Source organism: Streptococcus sp. AM43-2AT (genome assembly GCF_003603405.1).
GTDB lineage: Bacteria > Bacillota > Bacilli > Lactobacillales > Streptococcaceae > Streptococcus > Streptococcus ilei.
On sequence record NZ_QTND01000004.1, the window covers coordinates 126,873 to 147,635 of the forward strand.

27 protein-coding genes are annotated in these 20,763 nt (G+C 42.5%); all 27 read right to left on the reverse strand.

Translation table 11 applies throughout. The annotated features are described in order from the left end of the window. Positions 1–119: 119 nt before the first annotated feature. On the reverse strand, positions 120–1,316 hold the full coding sequence (locus tag DW930_RS08905) for an acetate kinase (protein WP_120701350.1): 1,197 nt from the start codon (positions 1,314–1,316) through the stop codon (positions 120–122). A gap of 48 nt (positions 1,317–1,364) precedes the next feature. Further along, a complete protein-coding gene (locus tag DW930_RS08910) occupies positions 1,365–2,318 on the reverse strand; it encodes a class I SAM-dependent methyltransferase (protein WP_120701351.1) in 954 nt (317 codons plus the stop codon). A gap of 31 nt (positions 2,319–2,349) precedes the next feature. Beyond that, positions 2,350–2,781, reverse strand: a complete 432-nt coding sequence (gene comGG, locus DW930_RS08915; protein ID WP_335926151.1) for a competence type IV pilus minor pilin ComGG — start codon at positions 2,779–2,781, stop codon at positions 2,350–2,352. Then, a complete protein-coding gene (gene comGF / locus DW930_RS08920) occupies positions 2,762–3,214 on the reverse strand; it encodes a competence type IV pilus minor pilin ComGF (protein WP_162614527.1) in 453 nt (150 codons plus the stop codon). The genes comGG and comGF overlap by 20 nt, the downstream gene beginning before the upstream one ends. After that, positions 3,198–3,491 (reverse strand): competence type IV pilus minor pilin ComGE, encoded by a 294-nt coding sequence (gene comGE, locus DW930_RS08925; RefSeq protein WP_123159834.1) that lies wholly within the window; start codon positions 3,489–3,491, stop codon positions 3,198–3,200. The genes comGF and comGE overlap by 17 nt, the downstream gene beginning before the upstream one ends. After that, a complete protein-coding gene (comGD, locus tag DW930_RS08930; RefSeq protein WP_042361330.1) occupies positions 3,457–3,882 on the reverse strand; it encodes a competence type IV pilus minor pilin ComGD in 426 nt (141 codons plus the stop codon). Before comGD ends, comGE begins: the two co-directional genes overlap by 35 nt. Further along, positions 3,851–4,120, reverse strand: coding sequence for a competence type IV pilus major pilin ComGC (comGC, locus tag DW930_RS08935; protein WP_123159835.1), 270 nt, complete (start codon positions 4,118–4,120; stop codon positions 3,851–3,853). Before comGC ends, comGD begins: the two co-directional genes overlap by 32 nt. 774 nt (positions 4,121–4,894) lie before the next feature. After that, the gene (acrIIA6, locus tag DW930_RS08940) at positions 4,895–5,443 is read right to left on the reverse strand and encodes an anti-CRISPR protein AcrIIA6 (RefSeq protein WP_123159836.1); all 549 of its coding nucleotides are present in this window, start codon (positions 5,441–5,443) and stop codon (positions 4,895–4,897) included. Between the two features lie 27 nt (positions 5,444–5,470). Beyond that, positions 5,471–5,815, reverse strand: a complete 345-nt coding sequence (locus tag DW930_RS08945) for a hypothetical protein (RefSeq protein WP_123159837.1) — start codon at positions 5,813–5,815, stop codon at positions 5,471–5,473. Between the two features lie 171 nt (positions 5,816–5,986). Next, complete coding sequence (locus DW930_RS08950) at positions 5,987–6,871, reverse strand: hypothetical protein (RefSeq protein WP_123159838.1); 885 nt, start codon at positions 6,869–6,871, stop codon at positions 5,987–5,989. 11 nt (positions 6,872–6,882) lie between these two features. After that, positions 6,883–7,230 (reverse strand): hypothetical protein, encoded by a 348-nt coding sequence (locus tag DW930_RS08955; protein WP_123159839.1) that lies wholly within the window; start codon positions 7,228–7,230, stop codon positions 6,883–6,885. 12 nt (positions 7,231–7,242) lie between these two features. Further along, positions 7,243–7,707 carry a hypothetical protein gene (locus tag DW930_RS08960; protein ID WP_123159840.1) on the reverse strand — a complete coding sequence of 155 codons (465 nt, stop codon included), beginning with the start codon at positions 7,705–7,707 and terminating at the stop codon, positions 7,243–7,245. A 16-nt stretch (positions 7,708–7,723) separates the two neighbouring features. Continuing rightward, on the reverse strand, positions 7,724–8,479 hold the full coding sequence (locus DW930_RS08965; protein WP_123159841.1) for a CHAP domain-containing protein: 756 nt from the start codon (positions 8,477–8,479) through the stop codon (positions 7,724–7,726). Between the two features lie 63 nt (positions 8,480–8,542). Next, a complete protein-coding gene (locus tag DW930_RS08970; protein ID WP_123159842.1) occupies positions 8,543–8,821 on the reverse strand; it encodes a phage holin in 279 nt (92 codons plus the stop codon). A 1-nt stretch (position 8,822) separates the two neighbouring features. Then, positions 8,823–9,239, reverse strand: a complete 417-nt coding sequence (locus DW930_RS08975) for a hypothetical protein (RefSeq protein WP_123159843.1) — start codon at positions 9,237–9,239, stop codon at positions 8,823–8,825. A gap of 15 nt (positions 9,240–9,254) precedes the next feature. Further along, positions 9,255–9,860 carry a hypothetical protein gene (locus DW930_RS08980; protein WP_123159844.1) on the reverse strand — a complete coding sequence of 202 codons (606 nt, stop codon included), beginning with the start codon at positions 9,858–9,860 and terminating at the stop codon, positions 9,255–9,257. A gap of 5 nt (positions 9,861–9,865) precedes the next feature. Continuing rightward, positions 9,866–10,081: a hypothetical protein gene (locus tag DW930_RS08985; protein WP_123159845.1), complete on the reverse strand. Its 216-nt coding sequence runs from the start codon at positions 10,079–10,081 to the stop codon at positions 9,866–9,868. A 10-nt stretch (positions 10,082–10,091) separates the two neighbouring features. Further along, positions 10,092–13,331 (reverse strand): phage tail spike protein, encoded by a 3,240-nt coding sequence (locus DW930_RS08990; protein ID WP_123159846.1) that lies wholly within the window; start codon positions 13,329–13,331, stop codon positions 10,092–10,094. After that, complete coding sequence (locus tag DW930_RS08995; protein ID WP_123159847.1) at positions 13,328–14,041, reverse strand: distal tail protein Dit; 714 nt, start codon at positions 14,039–14,041, stop codon at positions 13,328–13,330. The genes DW930_RS08990 and DW930_RS08995 overlap by 4 nt, the downstream gene beginning before the upstream one ends. Further along, complete coding sequence (locus DW930_RS09000; RefSeq protein WP_123159848.1) at positions 14,041–17,676, reverse strand: tape measure protein; 3,636 nt, start codon at positions 17,674–17,676, stop codon at positions 14,041–14,043. The genes DW930_RS08995 and DW930_RS09000 overlap by 1 nt, the downstream gene beginning before the upstream one ends. Then, a complete protein-coding gene (locus tag DW930_RS09005) occupies positions 17,677–18,240 on the reverse strand; it encodes a Gp15 family bacteriophage protein (protein WP_123159849.1) in 564 nt (187 codons plus the stop codon). Between the two features lie 9 nt (positions 18,241–18,249). Then, the gene (locus DW930_RS09010; RefSeq protein WP_123159850.1) at positions 18,250–18,720 is read right to left on the reverse strand and encodes a hypothetical protein; all 471 of its coding nucleotides are present in this window, start codon (positions 18,718–18,720) and stop codon (positions 18,250–18,252) included. A 65-nt stretch (positions 18,721–18,785) separates the two neighbouring features. Beyond that, the gene (locus DW930_RS09015; RefSeq protein ID WP_123159851.1) at positions 18,786–19,238 is read right to left on the reverse strand and encodes a phage tail protein; all 453 of its coding nucleotides are present in this window, start codon (positions 19,236–19,238) and stop codon (positions 18,786–18,788) included. A gap of 18 nt (positions 19,239–19,256) precedes the next feature. Further along, a complete protein-coding gene (locus tag DW930_RS09020; RefSeq protein ID WP_123159852.1) occupies positions 19,257–19,667 on the reverse strand; it encodes a minor capsid protein in 411 nt (136 codons plus the stop codon). Then, on the reverse strand, positions 19,664–20,014 hold the full coding sequence (locus tag DW930_RS09025; RefSeq protein ID WP_123159853.1) for a minor capsid protein: 351 nt from the start codon (positions 20,012–20,014) through the stop codon (positions 19,664–19,666). The genes DW930_RS09020 and DW930_RS09025 overlap by 4 nt, the downstream gene beginning before the upstream one ends. Further along, positions 20,014–20,361, reverse strand: a complete 348-nt coding sequence (locus DW930_RS09030; protein ID WP_123159854.1) for a putative minor capsid protein — start codon at positions 20,359–20,361, stop codon at positions 20,014–20,016. Before DW930_RS09030 ends, DW930_RS09025 begins: the two co-directional genes overlap by 1 nt. Further along, complete coding sequence (locus tag DW930_RS09035) at positions 20,351–20,740, reverse strand: hypothetical protein (protein WP_123159855.1); 390 nt, start codon at positions 20,738–20,740, stop codon at positions 20,351–20,353. The genes DW930_RS09030 and DW930_RS09035 overlap by 11 nt, the downstream gene beginning before the upstream one ends. Positions 20,741–20,763: the final 23 nt, after the last annotated feature.

The window sequence follows — 20,763 nt, forward strand, 5'->3', positions numbered from 1 at the left end:
CTATTTTTCTAGTATAGCATAGATGGCCAACTGGAGCAAGCCCAAGTAGAAATCGCAAAACAGAAAAAAGAGGCGCTTCGAATCAGCCTCTTCTCTCTTCTTTCTTTAGAATAAAAGTCTTATCCCTTGTTTTTAAAACGTTCTACATCACGTGCAATGACTAATTCTTCATCTGTTGGGATTACCAAGACTCTCACTTTGGCATCTGGTGTTGAAATATCCCCTTCTGCACCAAAGACATTCTTTTCTGGATCCACATCACAGCCGAACCAAGTCATCCCGTTAATGACTTGTCCACGGATCGTTTTAGAGTTTTCTCCGATACCAGCTGTAAAGATGATGGCGTCTGCTCCATTCAAGACAGCAAAGTATTGCCCGATGTATTTCTTAATACGATCAACAAAAATATCGTTTGCCAAAAGCGCCTTATCATTCCCATTGCGCATGGCTTCGTGAATATCACGCATATCACTAGAAAGTTCAGACACTCCTAGAAGACCAGATTCACGGTTCAAGATACGACTGATATCTTCTGGATTTTTGAAATCTTCTGTGTTCTCCATTAAGTACGGAATAATGGCAGGGTCAATATCCCCTGTACGTGTTCCCATCATGATTCCACCAAGTGGTGTGAAGCCCATAGAAGTATCTACTGAAATTCCTTTGTCTACCGCTGTAATAGAAGCCCCATTCCCAATGTGACAGGTGATTAATTTCAACTCTTCGATTGGTTTTCCAAGAAGCTTAGCCGCTTCGTGGGCTACATACTCATGGCTAGTCCCGTGAGCTCCATACTTACGAACCTTGTTTTCAGTGTAATATTTAGTTGGAAGAGGATAACGATAGGCTTTTTCAGGCATTGTTGTATGGAAAGAAGTGTCAAATACCACCACGCTAGTGATGTCTGGCAACAACTCTTTAAAGGCGCGAATTCCAGCAGCGTTTGCAGGGTTATGCAAAGGCGCTAATAAAGAAAGTTCTTCTACCTTTTGAAGCACTTCTTCATCTACAAGAGCAGACTCTTTGAAGTACTCACCACCTGCAACGACACGGTGTCCTACTCCAGTGATTTCATCATAGGAAGCAATAATATTAAAACGAATCAAATCATCTAGAAGGATTTTAACCGCTTGTGTGTGGTTCTCAATGTCTAAAACTTGTTTTTCTGCTCGACCATCAAATTTTACTGTGGAAATGGAATCTTTGAGTCCAATTCTCTCGATGAGACCTTTTGCCAAAACTGTTTCTTCTGGCATTTGGTATAATTGCCATTTCAAACTTGAACTACCTGCATTAATTGCAATTGTTTTCGTCATTTTTTTACCTCTTTAAGCGTTTTCACCCCTATTATAGCAAAATTTTGTTTAAATTTCACTTTCTTTATTCCAGTTTTGAAAACTTTCACGGAATTTCATGACGTCTTCCTGATTTTGCAAATCGGTTAAGGGATAGACAAATGGTTGGACCACTGCTTCTTCTTGCTTGCGCAAAACAAAGATGGTTTTTGCTAGATTAGCTGATCGAAAGAGGTTCTCTGGCAAGGTAACCATGGCCAAGACCTGAGCATGATCCTGCATCCATTTTTTCAAGAGAGGGCTCTGCTCGCTCGTCAACAGATCATTCGGAGCTAGAAAAATAGCGATACCACCCGGCTTTAAGTATTTTAACGATTGTTCGATTAATAAATGATGGGCATAGGTGTGGCCCTGAGGGGAAGCGACCTGATAACGACTTGCAATGGCATCATCTGGATAATAACCGACAGGTAAATCACTGATAATCACATCACTCTCTTTCAAAACCTGTGGACGAACCGCATCACCTTGGGCGAACTTCACATCCGCCTTCATCACTTCTGCCATACTGGCCGCAAGATCAATCAACAGATCATCGATTTCCAAGCCCAAATAATCTAGCGAGCGCTGGCAGTTGTTCATTAAGGTTTGGGCTAAGTTTCCTGTTCCGCTTCCAATTTCTAGCACATCTACTTTATCAGAACTAGCCAACTGATCCACTAGAAAGACCAGAAGAAATCCAATCCCATCTGGGGTAAATTGGTGATTGGCTTGTAGGGGCTCTGTTTGGGCCGCCTTCATCAAAAGATATTGGAAGGAGCGACGCCACTCTTCTTTGTTCAAATTCAAGTCCTTCAGCCGCTGGTTGTTTTCCTTCACTAGAGTCAACTCAGTCTGCCCATCCAGATAGATTGCATTCTGCTCCACTAGAGCATCATAAAAGTTGGTCTGCAAATCATTTTGGATGGTTTGGGTATTTTCTAATAGATAGCCATAGGCTTTCTCAATTTTTTCGAAATTCATACTTTCCTCCATCTCTTAATCATATCAAATTTTAAGAGTTTTCGCTATGCTTTTCGAAGACTTCCACACTCGATTCCTCCGTTGTAGTTGGGAGGTTTGTGACCAAATCAGGAGCTCGCTTCTCCTTTTCCTTCTTATCGGTTTTTTTCTTCTCACTAGGGGAAAGGGCAAAGGTGAAATGGTAGATCGTGCCATCCTGTAAGTGACTGCTGACGTTGGCAAAACCAGATCTTTCTTCTAGGTCGACTCGCCCAGTTGAGAAAATCATTGTATTCTCTTTCCGATCCCAAGTATCAACAGCCAATTGGGCTTGCGCATAGGCTTGGATACGTTTCTGACTAGCAAGGAGGATTCGTCTCTCTGCTACTTGTCTATTCAGATAAAACTGAAGCAAGAGACTGAAAACTGCTGACATAAAAAGGGCATAAAGGAGAATTCCTGCCTTAATCTGCTTCTTTTTTATCCTTATCCACCACACGGTAGACCACCTCCCTTTCTAATCCTTCTGCAAAGCGAAGTTGAATAGACACCAAATCTCCTCTTTTTTCAATCAAGGCGGATTCGACTCCGTCTATCATCGGTTGATAGCCACGGCCAGTCGCATCTGTCTTTCGGAGATCTCCCCCTTTAGCCAATCCAATGGCTATAGGTTTCTGATCCTGAACAAGATAGAGTTTATTGTCTCTGACCCCTTCAAATTGGCTGCGAGATAATTCAATGTCCAGTTGATCCTGAAAAAGCAACCACTCTTCTTGCTTGATTTGACTTTGGTACTGGAGTTCTTGACGCAAGAGGCTTGTCAATCCTTGAAACACCAATAAACCACCGCTAATGACAAGGAGGGCAACCAAGGCCTCCAGTAAAGTAAAGGCTGGAAGTTTATTTCTTTTCAACAGCAATCACAACCTTTCCTTCCTGGTAGACCTTTAAGGACTTAGCCGATTTCTCCACTTGAACACTGACCTGATTGATGGTTAATTGATCCTGCCTTGTCTGGATGGCCATTTTTGCGACTCGCAAGACTTCTGCTTGTCTCAACTCTTCTAAGTGTTGCTGCCGTGACTGGCCTAGCTCTCCTAGCACAAGAGTCGTGAGGACGCCAAACATCGCTAGGGCGATTAGCCCTTCTAACAAGAGACTAGCGAGGAGCTGTCGATTTCTTAATTTTTCCATTCCCAATTGCCAACTGATAGGTCACCACCTCTTTCTCTGTCTGAAATTGAATCTTGGTCAAGCTTGAATTGCCTCCTGCTGGATCAAACGTTAGTTGCTTCTCTTTAATCAGTTTCACCCCTTTTGGAAGTGGCAGTTCTTGATAGGGGCTGTGAACCCCCACATGGTCGATGGAAAGGAGGGTTCTTTCCTCTCTTGCAATGCTCATCTTTTGTGTCTCTTGATAGACCCGTTCAAATTCTGAGAAAAACAATGTTTCTTCCACCTGCCCAAAGCCCTGATGAACTGATCCAGCTAGCAGCCAGCATAAAAGGCTGACGATACCTAGAGTTAGTAAGCTCTCTAGAAGGGTAAAAGCCTTAATCTCCAACCGCACGGTGATCACCTGCATTCTTCACATAGTGAGCACGGTAGGCTTCTGCTTGTTTTTGAGTGATTTGTCCTTCTGCGACAAGCTTAGAAAGACTGGCTTTTTCATTCTGATGATTGAGTTCATAGAGCTCAGCCTGACTCTCCACAACTTTGACAACTGCTCGATTTCCTGTATCCGTTACCGAATCTTTCTGCTTGGTCAAGTTTGGAACAAAGAGCAAGAGAAGAACACTAATAATCAGCAAAACAACTAGCATTTCAATCAAGGATAGTGAAATTATTGCTTTTTCGAAAAGAAAAACCCTTGCAAGGAGCAAGGGTATACACAAACTTTAAACAATCTATTAAATGAGCCTTCGCTCTACTTCGATTGTACGCAATTTATTGACCGATAGCCTACCACGGTCTGAGCCATAAGGAGCGACCCTATAACTTCCGTAGCGATTTAATGGCTAGGCACGACTGGTTACGTCCAACTTTCACCCGACATTCAGATTAATATTTTAGCACAATATATCTTGTAAATTCTCTGCACAATTTGGGCTACTTGTACTTATCTTTGGTGTTATTGGCTGATGTCTCAACCTCAAGTGCAAAACAGTTTATTATAGCTTTTCTAGTTTGGTTCTTACTGCTACATAAGGCCTTGCTAGATTATTCTTCCACTGGAAGCGTCTATTGTCACTGCCACCGTCTGATAATGATCTAATTACGCACAACCTCTATACTACATACACCCTCAATCTTCTTACACTTCATGATCTCTTTCGATCACTCAAAAGAGAATTACTTATCTTCCCACAATATCTCACGGGAAGCGTAACGGGAATTATGTATACAATCCAAGCAAGGTGTCACCCTATCTTCACTTGGTTATTTAGTAGATTGTTCAAAATCTGTGTACAATTATTATAGCACTATCTATTAAAAAAATCAAGAGCTTATAAGGTAAATTGTCTGTTATAATAGACAATTTTAAGATTTTCCGTTATAAACACAAAAAAGGCCACCTCAAGGGTGGCTTATTTCAATTATCGTATATTCTCTAAATTCTTCTCGATCCATTCAAGGCGATTTTGACGGCCTGATGGTATTGGTCTAGGGTCTTGAGAATAATTCTTGAACCGCAGTTGAAGCATATAACTGTCCTCGACTTTGCTACTTTCCAAGGCCACCTCAAGATAAGCGTTAGCAATCCAATTTCCGCTCGCCGTGTACATTCTGCCAGTACCCCCGATGATATCGTCATGGCTATTCTCAATCCATTTTAGGAGTTGTTGCTTCTTAAATTGGTCATAGTAAGCATGGAACGTCATATTCATTTTAAGCGAATTGCTGAAATAATAGTAATCTTGAGCCTTACCAATCATAGCAAGCTCGAAATCATCAAACAAGCAATCTAGCATGGCATTGACCCTTGATGCCCCCATCTTCTCGATAGAAGTTTCGCCATTCTTGAATTTCTGCCAGTTAGCGTCCGTGAATTTGATATTAGGAAGACGGTAGAAGTCGTTCTCATAACGGAAATACCGCCCCACATATTCCAAAATTAAGCCTTTAATATCATTGTTGATTTCCATTTTATTTCTCCTTTTTATTTAAAAAAATTAAGCGAGTACGCTCTTTGGATACCATTTAGTAGAAGTGCCATAAGGTGTTACGATTTCAAGTTTAACGGCTTTTTCAGTCTCTTCGACCAAATCTTTAACGCTAATTGCAGTAACAGACATGAACGCCAAATCTTTCTTATTACGTCCATAAAATTCTTTTTCAGCGAACCATTTCTTGACACCTTGGAATTTAACATTTGAAGAACGGAAGAAATAGAAATCATCTGCCATGTATTGGCGTTTAACAGTCTTCCAAGCCAATTTCAATGCAGTTGAGAAAGTTACGTCATTTTTTTCATTTTTGAAGATCTTCCATGCTAGGCTCATTACTTGTGATTTCATTTTGATTTCTCCTTTATTTATCTTACATGTTCATTATATATCATTTATGATAGTTTGTCAATACTTTTTATCAAAATAATTAAAGATTTTTTATTCTGGAACTAGTTTCAGAGAAAGGCAATAAAAAAAGCCCTCCCGAATTGGGAGGGTGCGTCTTATATGTTTATGTTTTTATAAAGTTTCTGGCCACGGGTCGTCTGTGGTATAGGACATATTAGTAAAACGTAGGTCTCCGATGTCTCGGTCGGTTGGCACTGGATCGTCAAATTGCAAGCGTAACTGGTTGCCATCACCCGGCCCGCCTAAATAGAATGTTCCCAAACGTTTACCCTTGTCATTGGTCATAATGCCCAGTTTTGAGCTAGTGGCACGAAAACCGACGGGTATACCGCCGACGTTTAAGATCACCACGTTTCGCTCACGGTCAGATCCTTGTGGAACGTAGCTGGGCGCACCTCGTCTCACGATACCAAACCAGCCCCACGATAGACCACCGAAGCCGACCTCTACCGTGGAGTTTATACGTCTAAACTCGACATACGCATTGTTTTGGCTCGATGAAATTCTTGGCTTGTGTTTGACATCGCCAAACAATACAGACCAAGCATTAGAGCCAGTTCCAGCAGTTTTCTTGATCCACTTCACCGCTCCGTTTTTTGCCGTGGTGTCAGTGTATACTGTACCGATGTCAGCGTTTAGATTGTATGGGAAGCCTTGACCTTTCAGTTCTGTGCCTGTACCACTTCCACCCGTTCCGACCTTGCGTTTTAGCTCTTCCAAGTCATTCTTGGTCGCTAGTTGACTAGTGTCTACAACTGGGATTTTAGAGCGAGTGACGAACGGATCACCACCGTTTTTCAGCTTATCGTCAATCAGAGCATCCAGACCTAACTCAAGGTGTTTCTCCTTGATATTATTGGTCATTTGAGATTGAAGTGTGGCATATGTAGGGAATAGCTCATACGCTTTAGTTTGTGTCAGATTGGATGCTTGTCGGTCTTGAAGCACCCCGACGTCATGGCCTATCAGCTTGATAGCTTCTTTTAATTTCTCCATGCGTCACCTCCTTAGAGGGTGTTTTTGGCAGAATTATAAATCTGTACAAAGTCAGTATTTTCTAGCGTGGTAAATTTCTCACCCAATTCGGTCATTTTAGACACAATCGCACTGTCTGGGTTTTCGCCAGCTTTGATTTTGTCAGCGATCTCTTTTAACGTGTCCAGCTCCTCTGGTACGCCTTCGCCAAGAATTGCAGTCTTCACACCTTGAATAGCAGTGTTAAGTTGCTCTTGTGTGATGCCTCCTTGACCGACTTCTGATTTTTCAGCCTTGTTAGCGAGTTGCGTTTTGATATCTTTGATATCTGTCCCGACTGCTTGGGCGAATTTGGTTAGTTTTTCTGTATTTAAAGTCATTTATATGTCCTTTCAAATTTTAGCAAGATTGTACAGCGTGGTTAAATCTGGCAATTCTTCCGTCTGTGGGCCGTTTGGATGCTCTGCAATGTACTTGTCGATTTCCGCTTTGACATCGTTTTTGACCAAGTCAAGCAACTCACTACTTGTGTATTCGTCAGCCGATTGTGTAACTTCTAGTGTCGTTCTACGGTCACTAGGGAACACATACCCACCAGCCACTACCTCGACTGTATACAGCCCGATAGGGAGTGGTTTAGCGAGTTTAAAAGTGATACCAGAGTTAGTAACCGATGTGTCTATACTTACCTTGCCACTCGCATTATATAGCGTTATTTTGGCATCTGTGCCATTTAATTCTTCTACTGGCTTGTGGTCTTCGTCAAGCAACTTATACTCAAAAAGAGAGGCGCTATCGCCTTGTTTGACGATTTTACCACCACCCACTTGTTTTAAGTTGGTAGAGTTTAATCTCAATGTTCCACCTCACAATCTAGGCGAATGAGCCAAAGTCTGTGATGCGTTTACCATTTTGTGATTGACCCACTGCTACATATCTACGATTGCCAGACGCTCCAATGTACGTGATCCAGATATATCCATCATTATCAAGCCATCCGTCGTAGTTGATAACTTGACCAGCGGTATACACTGCTACAATCTCGCCTAGAAGCCCAGCAGAAGCCCGTACATTGAGTGCAGATACTTCTACGGTAAATGTACCTTCCTCTGGGTTAAACTCGCTAGAACGGACTGTGAGAGGCTCTGACGGGGTGATTGCTTCTACTTGTGCTGGTTGACCATCCACTGGGAAATAGAACCATCCGACAATAGCGGTAAAATCACGGGTATTATATCGTGCTGGGCCACCTACATAAAGGCTATCCGCATTACCGTCTATATTCTGCTCGATAGTACGCATGGTATATCCATCGCTATCTTCAATCACTAGGCCAGTATGCCCGTATGGATGCCCGAATAGATAGATAGTCTCTTGCACGAATACCGCCCCAGCTCGTGGCCGACTGTTAACATTGCCCTCTTGGTTGTATTCGACCTCGTAGCCTAAATCACGGGCAGAATTGAGTAGATCAATAGCATTCCCCCAGAGAGCCTTACCAAAGAAATTGGTAGAAATAGAGTTGGGTAAGTCCACGCATTGAGTTCCGTATGCTCCATCCGCATCCGTTCCGATGCCTTGATTGGCCAGACTTTCAGCGTATCCTAAAATGTCGTTTAAAGTAGCCATTACTGCTCCTTTCTTAAATCAAAAGCGACTACCCAAAAATAGATAGTCGCTAGTAGAAATATATTAATCTTGGCTAGGTTCTTCATAGCCTAATGCTCGTGTGCTGTCTCCCAACCCAGCGGTAGTAGGGTCTGGAACAATATTTAATGCGTTGAATACTGTTAAACCTACAAGATAAGGGTTTGATACAAATTTACCAAGTAGGGCAAACACTGCCCCCCAACTTGTCAAATCTTCGAATTTGATACCAAAGTAAGCCAAGATAGGCAATACCAAGGCAAGCGCAAAACGTGTTACAAATGCACGGTTTTTAAAACGTACTGACCAGTTAATTTTATTCATGTTATTTCCTCACTTCTAAATTATTGTATTTGTTATAGAGGGCATCAATGTAGCCATTTCCACCCAATTTCTTATAACTCTTGTGCATCTTGTGAATGATATCGCTCTCATGGACTGTGGTATATCCACGGTCGATAGCAGTCGTGATGTCACGCTCTAGCCTTAAATACATAGTGACTAGATGCGCTTCATCGTGTACTACTAGCTTGTCATTCACTTCATCGATTTTTCTGTTATTGTCCTCACCCACTGACTTAACAGTTTCAACCGTCCTATGGATTGTGCCTAATTCGTCTTTCAACTCGTTAAACTGTTCTTTGTTGAGGTTTGCAGACTTACTAGCCTTCATCCCAAACCAGCCAGTAGCAATCACGCCAAATGTTGGGGCGAGGTGTGCGATTAAATCAGAGAATGTCACCCAATCACCTCAATTCTATGCAAGTGGTTGAGTTTCCAAATCTGTATTTTCTTTTGGCTTAGTCCACTTCCAGACTGCTAGCTTACCGTTTTGTTCAAGGCTTGCGAGTTGGTCAAGCGTTTCACCGTTATAGGTAAAGTCAGAGTTAACTTGCACCATAACACGGTTGCCCTCACCATACTGTGCGCTGTGTGTTGCGTCTTCGATCGTAAAGATTTCTTGCGACTTATAAGTCTTGCCACTTTGTCCTAAGTCAACCAATTCAAGGCCACGCTTGTAAATTGTAGGGTCAAGTGGATTATCTGTATCAGTAACCCGTGCCAAAACTGCCCAATCTGCTACTGCCTTAACTTCCGCAATTTTAGTATCTTTCTCAGCTAGTTTTTGCTCGTAGCTCTCTGCTTGGACGTGCAAGTCTTCTTGTAGCTTCTTCACGCCCTCTGCCGGGTTAAATTCAGTGGCAATTTGACCTAATACCGCTTGGATAAGTGAGTCATCTGACTCATTGGTACGGTCACCAATCAGCACACGGTCAAAGGCTGTATATGGTGCGTCTTGTCGGATTGCGACAAATGTTTTACCAGCTTCTTGTAAATACTTATTAACTACTTTAAATGTCATATAGATTATTCTCCCTTGTGTTGTGTTTGTGCTACTTCATCGAATAGCTCTTTCAATGCCTCATCTGCCTCTAGGGTTTGGCTTACTTCGTTTAGTCGTGCTTGTACTTGCTCAAGCTGTTCTTGTACCTCTTCGTAGAGTGCCTTATAATTAGCGCACTCGATCACCTTATTCGCAAGTTGGACTGCGACATCGTTGATAATTCTGTCTGTTGTATTCATTCATTACCTCTTATTTAAATCCATATTTATCAAGTACACCTTGGATGTGGTTAGACGCACCCGAAATTGTGCCGTGACGTTTTAGCATACCGAGACAAGTAAGTAAATCCCAAAGATATTCTGCTACGTCAACTCCACCTCTCATATAAAAGTGCTTAGAATAAATTCCCTCAAGGAAAAAGTCACCACGTCCAATATAATGCTTAACATTATTTTGGTTCATCGGTAACAGATAAGTATTCCCATCATTTGTATTCCCGTGGAAGTTCCAAGGACTACGGTTGCGACCATTGTTATATATCAACACACGGTCACCGATAAATTCAGTGAGACTTTCTTCTTTTCCGTTGCCTTTGCCAGACCAAACCCGAATACCTGCAAATGTATCATTGTCGTGTCGTTCAACCTCTTTAGGGTCTTTGTTGTGGTTTGTTCCAAAAACCATGAGTGCAGCATTGCTATCTCTAAACTGTTCTGCGATAAAACCACTCTTTTTGAGAGATATGAATTGTGATGAGCTAGTTTCGTCAATCCGTCTGATTGTAGCTTCATTGTTGAGTACATTATATTGCCCGTTCTGTAAGTCAATATTCATCTTACCGTTCAAGGATTCGACCCGTCCACCTCGGACGGTCATACCAGTTAGCGTACCAGCTAGGACATTGCTCGCATTAACGTTAATCACATTGATTTGACTTGCATCAATCGTGCCACCCGTGATTTTATCAGCGTTTAAGTTAGCAATCATACCATCCTTAATCACTGCATTGTCAATCTTGGTCTGACCAGTGATATGCGTCAACCGCCCATCTATTCGATTTGTGCCATTCGCAAGTACGTTGATTGAGTTGAGTACATCACCATTGCTATTGAGGTTACGCACTGCCCACGATCCGGCAAGTTGACTAACTTGTGTCCGCACTGCATTATTATCAGCAAATACATCGTCGAACTGACTAGGCTTATAAGGCCCAGTATTCGACCCACGCACCAAAATAGGCTCTTTAAATTCTATCCAGCCATTCTTAGCGAGGAAGATATAAAATGGATAGTTTGCGTCTTCACCAAAAGTAAAATCTTCCTGAATGGTAAAAGTCTTTTGAAACTCGTGCCATTCATTCAAAGCTGGTCGATCTTCTCCGATATTAGCCCATGTTAGGGTTTTATTTAACCCGTGGTTCTTTACGTTGAAAGCAAAAGACACATCTGGATACTCTCTAATACGATACTTAAAACCAAGTGTGTAAGTCTCACCGTGATAGATTTTTTTAACATAAATAGGTAAAGTAAAACCTGACCAGTTGTAACCAGTCAGGCCTTGTGCTTTGATTGTAAAAATGCCATCACTAACAGATACACTTGCATTTGGGTTGCTATTTCCGACAAGCGTATTCTTGTCCATCGTCATGGAATTAACAATCAAGTTGTTATCATCCGTGACGTACTTCCCAACTTCCGTTTGGAATATATCGCTAGACATTACCAAGCGTGATAGCTTGTCTGGTGCGTCCGTTTCAGATGTTCCGATGATACGCTCGTAGAGTTTATTGCTTTCAGTCAACTTCTGAAATTCTACGGTTTGTTTTGATATTTTTTGGTTAATACCAGCCAATACCGGCCCAATATCTTTCTGCTCGACAAACTCGTTTTTGACATTCTGCAAGATTTTGTTATAGATAACCCCGCTGTCTGTCTGGTTGAGCGTTTCCGTGACTTTTTGGTTCAAGTCTGGGCTATTTAAGATGAGAGTTTTAATCTGTTCAGATAGCTTACTAGCATCTGGTATCGTGCCAGCTTTAACTAAGGCCTCTTGTGCCTTTGCATTTGCCTTCTCAATCTCGATAGCGGTTAGCTTATTAGCTTCTTCTAATTGCTTATCAACCTCTTTCTTGACCTTGTCAACATCTTCGGTATCGATGCGTTTCTCCCACATCGACCCGTTCCAAATATACATTCGGTCATAGAGGCCATTCTTTTCAAACCAGATATCACCAACTTTATGCTCAATGGTATCATCTGGATGGTTATACCAGACCTTATTACCTTGCGCATTTAGTAGATAGTTTGGTAGGCTATTTTCAAAGCTCTGTTGCGCCTTTGCGATTTCGTCAACCTTACCGGCCAGACCACTTTGCATCGTAGCACGCACATTCGTACCGATTTCGCCAAACTCTACGCTGGCATTTCGCTCGTTTACAAAGTCATAAGTAATAGTGGTTACTTTAGCGGTCTCGTCTGTCAACCCAATCTGTGGATAATAGATAGGCACGATATCGCATAACTCTAGTTCTTCAATCCAAGCACGATCTGCATAGTCTAGCGTTTTGGCTAAATCTACGTACTCGATTTTGGTATTGATTTTAGGCTTACCGATTGCATTACGTTCCATGTAGTCGCTGGCTAGTTTTCGTAACTTGTCAGCGGTTGGAATGTTTTTCTTTTTGCTATCAGTGCTAAACTCGCTCGAAAAATCAATAACCTTGATGCGTCTGTGAGCATACAAGGCCTTGTATTTACTATCTACATAATTTTCTGGGATTGTGACCGTGATAGGGTCTGGTTGACTATCGCTTGTGTCTCCCTCTGGCTTCTCTGGGGTGTATGTCGCAAAAGGCAGTACACTTGTATACGCATCTTCGATGGTCTCGTCTGTTTCAGCAGATAAGATGTTGCGACCATACTCTAGTACGGTTGGAGCAGTACGCCCTAACTGTTTATGTAGTCTGACTGTCATATTATCAAACTCATACTCACCGCCCCAGATATCAAGGATAGAGCCTTCTACACCACCAAGAGCAAGACGGGCATTAGTAACCTTGTCAATACTTAATTTAGTAGTAGCGTCTGTCCAAATATCAGACCATACATCAAACCGATAGTCACCAATTAGTGCGCCCCTCCAAATAGACAGGGCATTAAGTGCAGTGCCGTTTAAGATCGTGCCATTTCTAATAGCCATGTATTCCAGCTTGTGTGAGATATGTTGACCGTAGATTTTAACGATGTTACTGCTATCTTTGACGATGCGAGAGATTTCGAACGTCTGATTTTTGGTGCGTAGCCCAGCATCAGCTTTCAGCTTCATCTCTTTTTGCAAGATTGAGACCATAGGGTCATTGACGGGAATTTCTGCGTAAAGCGTATAATTCCCGTTGCGTTCCCTTGTGACTGTACCTTTTGTTACGTTTAGCTCACCAAGGCCATACGTGTCAAAGGCCGTCTCATTTTTATTGAATAGTATAGGCCTCATAACTTAACCCCCCAGTTCGGGATCATAAACACTTCAAAATTGCCATCCCAACTAATCAAGTTTCTTCCAGCGTCCAGATAAGGCATTTGGAATTGTGGAGACCTTACAACCTTATCCCATGCTGGCAATCTATCCTTAAATACTTGGTTAGCTTGCATATCAAGCGTTATCTTGCCTTGTACGTCTCGCAACTTAGTTTTACGACCATTGATAGTAAGCGTGCAATCACCCGAACCGACAAGTGTGATGATAGGTTTTGCGTTGACATTGCCTAGACCGTTAATGGTTGCACCGTTCGAAAGTGTTTGAGTCGCACGGCCTTGCTTGTAGAATTTGACTGGATAAGTCAAAAAGTTAAGTTTGACCTTGCCAAACTGTCGCATGATGCTTGCGATTTCAAAACTTTCAAGATAAGCAGAACGATAGATAAAATCTTTATCCCACGATAGCGTCATATCTTTGTAGCCTTCTACATTAAGCCAATTACTGATATCACCTTCAATATCTGACAACTTCAAGTTAGAGGAGATAGTGCAAGGCAATTCCAGAGTGACTGATTTTAGGCGATTGTTAGATAGTAACAAGTCACCATCTCGACCAGCTACAGATACTGTTGAAATATCTTGGCCAGTGGAATTGATTACATAATCACTTGTGACACGTAGCCCGTATTTACTGCTATCCGTGCCATTAAAATTAAATGTACTCATTAAGCCATCTTACCTCCTTCTAAATTAGTGTAGTATGCCATTTCACGTAGAAGCCTACGCATATTTTCTGGGATGAAGAAATTATCGTTAGCTGTACCATTCGCATTAAGCGTATAGTTGTTAGTCACGCTTGAGTTAGATACATTACTAGCTCCGAAGCTAGGACTAATTGAGCCAGTGAGACCTAAGGCGCTCTCTGGTGTGAATGATACCCGGTCAGCAAGCGCCTTACCAGCATCTATCACATCCTTACTTAATCCAGTCATGCTATCGTCTACGTAGTAGCTAAACTTTTCGATACCGATTGCCATACCTTCTGGGATTGCTCGTCCGATTTGGTCACGGAAAACTTTGGAAGGTGAGTTGATGCGTAGGGCAGAACGTGCAGCACCTACCGCAGCACTCGCTATGGATGCGGCTGCACTTGCTACTGATCCAGCCATAGCATAGATACCAGCACTTAGACCTTCACCAATCGAGAGACCAGCACTGTACGCACCACCAAACCCACCTTGAAGATGAGCATTAGCAGTATGCTTCAAGCTAGAAGATGCACCGGCTACTGAACCACCTCTTGAAGAAATTCCACTAGCTAGACCGCCTCCGAATTGTCCACCGGCACTACGACCATCTGACCCAAGAGATGCTATGCTCTGCTTAGCAGAGGACTGCAATCCTCTGGAAGATGAGCTTACTTGACCTTGTTTTAGTCCAATACCAAGAGAGATACCACCGCCAAATTGTTGCCCGGCTGTCATACCTTTAATAGACATCGATATCATTTGGCCTGCTGCTGCAAGCGTCATGCCAAGACTAGCGCCCGTTACTGATCCTTGAGACGAATTGATACCAGTAGAGATACCACCACCAAAATTAGACCCAGCGGTCTGACCCTCACCAGCTAGCGTACTCATAGCACCTATAGCAGTAGATTTGATAAAATCACTAGCAGTCTGTACGAGCGGTGAGCTTTCAGAGATACCTTGAGCATAGTTACCACTGACTTGCGACCCGCTATATTTAGCCTCTGTTGGCAAGTTATTAAATGCTTGCTTAGATGCCTCTGTCATTTCAGACGATGCTTGTGCTACGTCCTCTTTACCAGCACGGATGCCGTCAGCGGTCTGCTTAGGAATTTCACGGGCTTTCACATCAAATCCAGCTTCTGCAAGTGCGCTTCTAAACTCATCACCAATAGCCGTAACCATCGCTTGCACTTCTGGAGCAAGTTCTACACCAGTGGCACGGATGCCTCGTAGGAAGCCTTCCTTGGCTTTGTCGCCCGCTTCTGTCCACTTACCATTCAATGCTCCCAACTGTTCGTCAGAGGCATTTACAAGGGCTTGCGTTTGCTCTGCCATCTTAGGCCCAGCTTGTCGCATCTGCTCGATAAGACCTTGATCTAGTCCACGTTGAGCTAAAATCTCAAGGTTCTGCGACCACTTGTCAACTGCGTCAATATTCTGTTGCAAGTTAGCGGTCATCTGCTCTGCGGATAAGGCTGTCTGTTGTTCGATGGCTTGAAAGGCGTTCTGTACATCACCTCTTAGAGCTTCATACTGGGCTTTCATGTCTTCTACCAGCTTGCGTTGGTCTTCATCCATCGTGTCCCACGATAGCTTCATGCGACCAGAAGCATCCTCTACGGCCTTAGCTTGTGCCTCATTAGCGCTAGCGATTATGTCAGTAGCTCGCTGTTCAGAGTCAGCAAGTGACTCCTTGCTTTCTTGAAGAGACTTGATCGTTTTTTCGGTTTCTTCATTGATCTTATTCCGGTACTCTTCTTTTTGAGCGTTGGATAAAATGCTAGTGCCGTATTTGCCCTCTGTATTATCAAGTTTCTCTAATTCTTCTTTTTGCCTCTTTTTGGCATCTGCGATCTTGTCATCGACTTCTAGCCGTTGTTTGGCAATCTCTACAAGTCGTTGGTTCGCTGCTTCTGCCTCTGCAGATTGTTTTGATATTTCAATCTGCTTACGGATAGCATCTGCAGTCATGTTGATTGTGCCAGTGGCTTTGTCGTAAGCGATATTCAAGCCGTCAATACGTGAGTTAAGTATTTCAGCCGATGAGGCAAGCTCTTTTTTCTGTGCAGCGGTCTTGTTTTCGACTGCACTTAGTTCTTCAATCTTCTTAACAAGTCGTTCGTTATCTTCTGCAGTGGCTTTGATTTCTCTTCTACGGTCTTCGTAGCTCTCGTTGCCAGTCTTGACGCTATCATTAAGGTTCTTGATTGATTGTTGATATTCCTCTGACCTTGCTTTAGCTTCCTTCATTGCCTCACTATCTTGCGATAGGGCAGTAGCTAAACCGACCAAAGCACCGATAACCATCAAGACACCGCCAGAGGAAAGCGTGGCCAAAGCACCAGAAAGGCCTACTGTCGCTCCTTGAGCAACTATTGACGTACTAGCTAGCGTAGTTAGTGAGGTTACAAGGTTACCGATTAGGCCACCTATACCCTTGATGATAGCAAGTCCAAGCATAGCGCCTTTAAAGGCTAGGATTGCTACGACTGCCCCGCCCAAAGCACCTAATAACGGGTCTAGGATAGGTTTTAGATGTCCTAGCGCTTGCACAAAGCCTTTTAAGATAGGCGTAGCACCATTGATAGCATCTACAATAAATTTAAACACGCTATTTACTACTGCTTTTATACTGTCCAAATTTTGGGCAATGCTTTTGCCAGTAACTGCCTTACTTAATTTATCGAAGGCATCAATCACGTTAGCGATACCTTTGGCAACTGCATTCACGATATTACCAAATGATGTACGGATACCCTCGCTGTTCTTACGGGCCATTTCAGCAAAGCCATTAGTGCCTTTGTTTAACTCAATCAGACGCTTGCTAAAATCTTGGAATGTGATTTGACCACTTTGTAATGCTGCATAAAAGTCTTTCTGGGCCGATGCACCAGCAAAACCGAAACTTTCAGCGGTCTTCTGCAAAGCATAAGGCATGGTCTCTTGCAATGTCTTCCATGATTGCATATCAACCTTACCAGCAGATAGCATCTGTGTGTATTGTTGCAATCCACGACTGGCATCTTCTGTAGATGCACCAGAGGCCAAGAAAGCATTATTAAGAGCGATTGTCAACTTGGTTGATGTCTTTAAATCGCCCGTCATAGAGGTTAGTTTTTGAGTTGTTGCTACAACCGTATCCAGTGTTGTAGGCAAGCCCTCAATGCCGTTTGACAGCTCCTTAGTTGACTGTGCTACGTCCTTGGACGAATGCCCCAGTGACTGCATAACCTTTGGAAAGCGTTGCATTGTATCAAAGCGATCAATAGCCTTATCAAGTGATGATGTGATTAAATCAAGGCCAGCGTTAACTGCCTTGAATGCAATCGCACCGACAGAGAAATTTTTGATGCTTTCTTTTAGTCTATCAAAACCACTAGTGGCTTGTTTGGCTTTCTCACCGCCTTTTCCAGCGTCATCACCAGCCTTTTTAAAGCCTTCTCCAGCCTTACTAGCTTGGTTGCCAGCATTCTGCAGTGTCTGACTAGCAGATTTGAAACCATTAGAGGAGCGTGTCGCATCCGACTCTAGCTTTTTTAGGTCACTAGCCAGAGCAGATAGCTTATTACCATTGACTTGCACGTCAATGACTATTTTTCCGTCTGCCATCTATTCCTCCTCTCTATCTAATCTGTATTTGTTTTGTAGTTTACGCATATTAGCTTTATATTCTGCCGGATCGTGAGGCTTAGGCTTCCAGTCTCTAATCTGTATCAAGCGTGCGACTGGTGTGTTATCCGGCATTCCATTTAGCAATGCAGAAAATTCTTGCCATGTCATTTTCCCTTGTTCTTCAAAGAGGTTGATGCCATAAGCCATTCTAAAACTAGCGTAGATGTCGCTTGCGTCTTCTTCGATGTCTAGTAGCCTTACCTTGTCTATTTCTTCCTTTGGTACGGGCATAGGATTGCCATTTCTATCAAGTACGGGCTTTTCTTTCCGTGTCTTGATAAAATGCTCGTCTATGTATTCCCAGACCGTGAGAAAGGTAAGAGCGTCTGTGATATGTTGACCGGTCATAATTTGTACTGCCACTTGGAATTTTTCCAACTCATTTAGTAAATCATCTGCGAATACCTCAAAGACATCTAGCACCGTGTCAAAAGAGCAGTCAATATCATACTCGATGCCGTCCAGCTCAAAGCTATTAAGTAGAGGCTCATTCAGTTTCATGAGCGTGTCCTACTTTTTTGTTTTGCGTTTTTTCTTCTCTGCCTTTTGGAGATACTGACTAGTACGTTCATTAACCTTGTTAGCACGCTCTTCTGTAATTTTTTTAAGTTCTTCACCGATTAAAATATCAGCTTGATTTAGTGCATCGTCAAGTGCTAGGTAATCTGGGTACTTCTCGTACAATTTAGCAAACGTACCATCTCCGAATAACGCATCGTATTTGATTTCTACTTGCTTTCTCTCTAGTTCAATAGCTTGCCCGATGACTTCTTCTGTGATTTCACCTTTTTTAGCATCATCAAATTCACCCTTTGCAGAGCGTTCTGAAATTTCAGCGAGATAGGCGTTGTATCGGTCATTGACAATCTGGTCAATGTTGATAAAGTGTTGCATTGCCTCGTTCGAGGTGTCAAACCAAAATTCAAACTCCCCAATTTTTACGGAGAAGCCAGAGCGCTCAATGTTAATGTTAATAGTCATTTTAAAATCTCCTTTCACTACAAAAAAAGAGCGCTACCTAAGATAGATAGCGCCTCGATAGGGAATTATCCCACAACTGCGGTAGTTTCTGGAAGCGTATTATAAGAGATTTTGCATCCAAATTCTTCGTAGTCTGCAGCAGCACCAGAACCCGCCTTGATATCAGAGACAGTAGCAATACCAACTGTCTCGTTCTTATTATCAGCATCTACGACTTTGTGCCAAACTAGACGGTCATTACCAAGTTTATATTTAAGCCCAGCGATGTGCTTCATTGCTGGGTCTTCTTTGTCGTAAGTGCCTTTAAAAGTGTAAGAGCCTTTTACAGAGGTAACTGTTGTTTCTTCTGTACCGTCTCCATCATAGTAAGCTACAGAAGTAGTAGCCTCATCTGTGTCGTCCGTTACGTCTTCAATCCATTTAGCCAATTCCAAGTATGCAGATTTCTCTGGCTTTTGTTTTGGATCAGTTACGGGTGCGATAAAATGCCCACGGAGGGCGTTTTTAAAACGTGCCATATTTTAGTTATGTTCCTTTCATTTCGAAAATACTGTGATATTCGCTTGAATATCTTGTAAATAGATGTAATATCCTTGATCGTCTCTGTCGTTTAAGAACGGCATAGTGACTGTTAGATTGTCAAACTCATAAGAGCCATTCTTACTTGGCAGTTCCAGACTAAAATCTGAAAGTGCCTCGTTGATAGCCCAGATACAAGTGTTTGCTTTGTTGTGACTTTTCGTTTTGATTGCAATTTCAAAAGGCAGTGTGACATCTTTTGCCTCGTCCATATAGAGCGTATTGACTTTTCCCCCAGCGAGGGGATAACAGACTAGGCTCTCGTCCTCGTCTAAGTAGTCCATACGGCAAGGGATAGGAAGATTGAGCGTATTGATAAAGCTATTGAGCTGTTCCAAAAAGTCGTTTTTACCGATGTTTTTCGTCATAATCCCATAGCCTCCTTGCCTTTTCTAGCCCAATCGCTACCATATATAGCAGAGGCTTTCTTGTCCCACCGTGGGCCAGTTCCGGCCTTTTTACCTTTAGACCAGTGCCAAGAGCGTTTTTTATTATATGCACCGCCATAAAATTGCGCTCTTGCGTAGACTATGTTGTAAATGACCTTGTTACCAGATACGTATCTAGAACCTACTAGATTGCCGTCTCTAAAAGGGACGAATTGCTCCATATCTAACGCTGCTTGTGTTGCGATAGCATATTCAGCCTTTTTTACGTTCGCACCAGATATTTTCTTTTCAATCCCACTCAAATCAACCTTAATAGTGATACCCATTAGATCACCTCGATTTCATAAGTCAAAATACGCTTATTCAGAGGGTGTCTGTTTGGAATAATTCGACTAATAATATAGGCTTGTCCATCTACAATCAACTGGCCATCAATGTATGATGGGTCAATCTCTACATTGCAGTAGTCCGTATCGATGTATAGGACACCTATGTAGTTAACTGTGCGGTTCTTACTTGCACCAGATTTCTGGGATTGTACGTGATTTGTACTTTGGTCAAACCGACAAGGCTTGATATACAAGTCCTCGCTAAACAATTCAGCGCCCCACTCGTCCATACCTACCCGCTTCTTGATGATAGCTTCATCTACTAGCATTCGTTTATCGATCATAGCAGACCCCACTATAATTAAAGCCAGCCATATTCAGCCAGTTTTCAGCGTCAAGCGATAAGTTATACCGCTTGCCAGCCGTAGCCGTCTGTGTACTATTCTGATAGCTTACAGTGGTACGTCCAACCGTCACGCTAGAAAGTGATTGCTTCTCTTCTGCACTCATTATTCCAGTGCGTTCGAGATAGTTAATCTGGTTAGCGACTGCATTCTTCACCGCTTGCTTGCGTGGTTCAAAATCGCTATCAAACTCTCTATATGCGTAGAAATTGCGAATATACAAGTTAACAGTCATTTCTGCTCGCTTGTATAATTCGTCAAATCTGTCTGTCACATCAAAACCTAAGTCAAGATATTCATCGTAAGACAAATAGGCCATGTCATACCTCCTTTAAAATAAAA

Coding starts and splice junctions, on each gene's coding strand:
- comGE (WP_123159834.1), bottom strand. CDS start 3,491: ATGGAAAAATTAAGAAATCGACAGCTCCTCGCTAGTCTCTTGTTAGAA.
- DW930_RS08970 (WP_123159842.1), bottom strand. CDS start 8,821: ATGAATAAAATTAACTGGTCAGTACGTTTTAAAAACCGTGCATTTGTA.
- DW930_RS08980 (WP_123159844.1), bottom strand. CDS start 9,860: ATGACATTTAAAGTAGTTAATAAGTATTTACAAGAAGCTGGTAAAACA.
- DW930_RS08985 (WP_123159845.1), bottom strand. CDS start 10,081: ATGAATACAACAGACAGAATTATCAACGATGTCGCAGTCCAACTTGCG.
- DW930_RS08905 (WP_120701350.1), bottom strand. CDS start 1,316: ATGACGAAAACAATTGCAATTAATGCAGGTAGTTCAAGTTTGAAATGG.
- DW930_RS09020 (WP_123159852.1), bottom strand. CDS start 19,667: ATGACGAAAAACATCGGTAAAAACGACTTTTTGGAACAGCTCAATAGC.
- DW930_RS08990 (WP_123159846.1), bottom strand. CDS start 13,331: ATGAGGCCTATACTATTCAATAAAAATGAGACGGCCTTTGACACGTAT.
- DW930_RS09025 (WP_123159853.1), bottom strand. CDS start 20,014: ATGGGTATCACTATTAAGGTTGATTTGAGTGGGATTGAAAAGAAAATA.
- DW930_RS08950 (WP_123159838.1), bottom strand. CDS start 6,871: ATGGAGAAATTAAAAGAAGCTATCAAGCTGATAGGCCATGACGTCGGG.
- DW930_RS09035 (WP_123159855.1), bottom strand. CDS start 20,740: ATGGCCTATTTGTCTTACGATGAATATCTTGACTTAGGTTTTGATGTG.
- DW930_RS09000 (WP_123159848.1), bottom strand. CDS start 17,676: ATGGCAGACGGAAAAATAGTCATTGACGTGCAAGTCAATGGTAATAAG.
- comGD (WP_042361330.1), bottom strand. CDS start 3,882: ATGCAGGTGATCACCGTGCGGTTGGAGATTAAGGCTTTTACCCTTCTA.
- DW930_RS08945 (WP_123159837.1), bottom strand. CDS start 5,815: ATGAAATCACAAGTAATGAGCCTAGCATGGAAGATCTTCAAAAATGAA.
- acrIIA6 (WP_123159836.1), bottom strand. CDS start 5,443: ATGGAAATCAACAATGATATTAAAGGCTTAATTTTGGAATATGTGGGG.
- DW930_RS08995 (WP_123159847.1), bottom strand. CDS start 14,041: ATGAGTACATTTAATTTTAATGGCACGGATAGCAGTAAATACGGGCTA.
- DW930_RS09015 (WP_123159851.1), bottom strand. CDS start 19,238: ATGGCACGTTTTAAAAACGCCCTCCGTGGGCATTTTATCGCACCCGTA.
- DW930_RS08955 (WP_123159839.1), bottom strand. CDS start 7,230: ATGACTTTAAATACAGAAAAACTAACCAAATTCGCCCAAGCAGTCGGG.
- DW930_RS08965 (WP_123159841.1), bottom strand. CDS start 8,479: ATGGCTACTTTAAACGACATTTTAGGATACGCTGAAAGTCTGGCCAAT.
- comGC (WP_123159835.1), bottom strand. CDS start 4,120: ATGCTAGTTGTTTTGCTGATTATTAGTGTTCTTCTCTTGCTCTTTGTT.
- DW930_RS09005 (WP_123159849.1), bottom strand. CDS start 18,240: ATGAAACTGAATGAGCCTCTACTTAATAGCTTTGAGCTGGACGGCATC.
- DW930_RS09010 (WP_123159850.1), bottom strand. CDS start 18,720: ATGACTATTAACATTAACATTGAGCGCTCTGGCTTCTCCGTAAAAATT.
- DW930_RS08910 (WP_120701351.1), bottom strand. CDS start 2,318: ATGAATTTCGAAAAAATTGAGAAAGCCTATGGCTATCTATTAGAAAAT.
- DW930_RS09030 (WP_123159854.1), bottom strand. CDS start 20,361: ATGATCGATAAACGAATGCTAGTAGATGAAGCTATCATCAAGAAGCGG.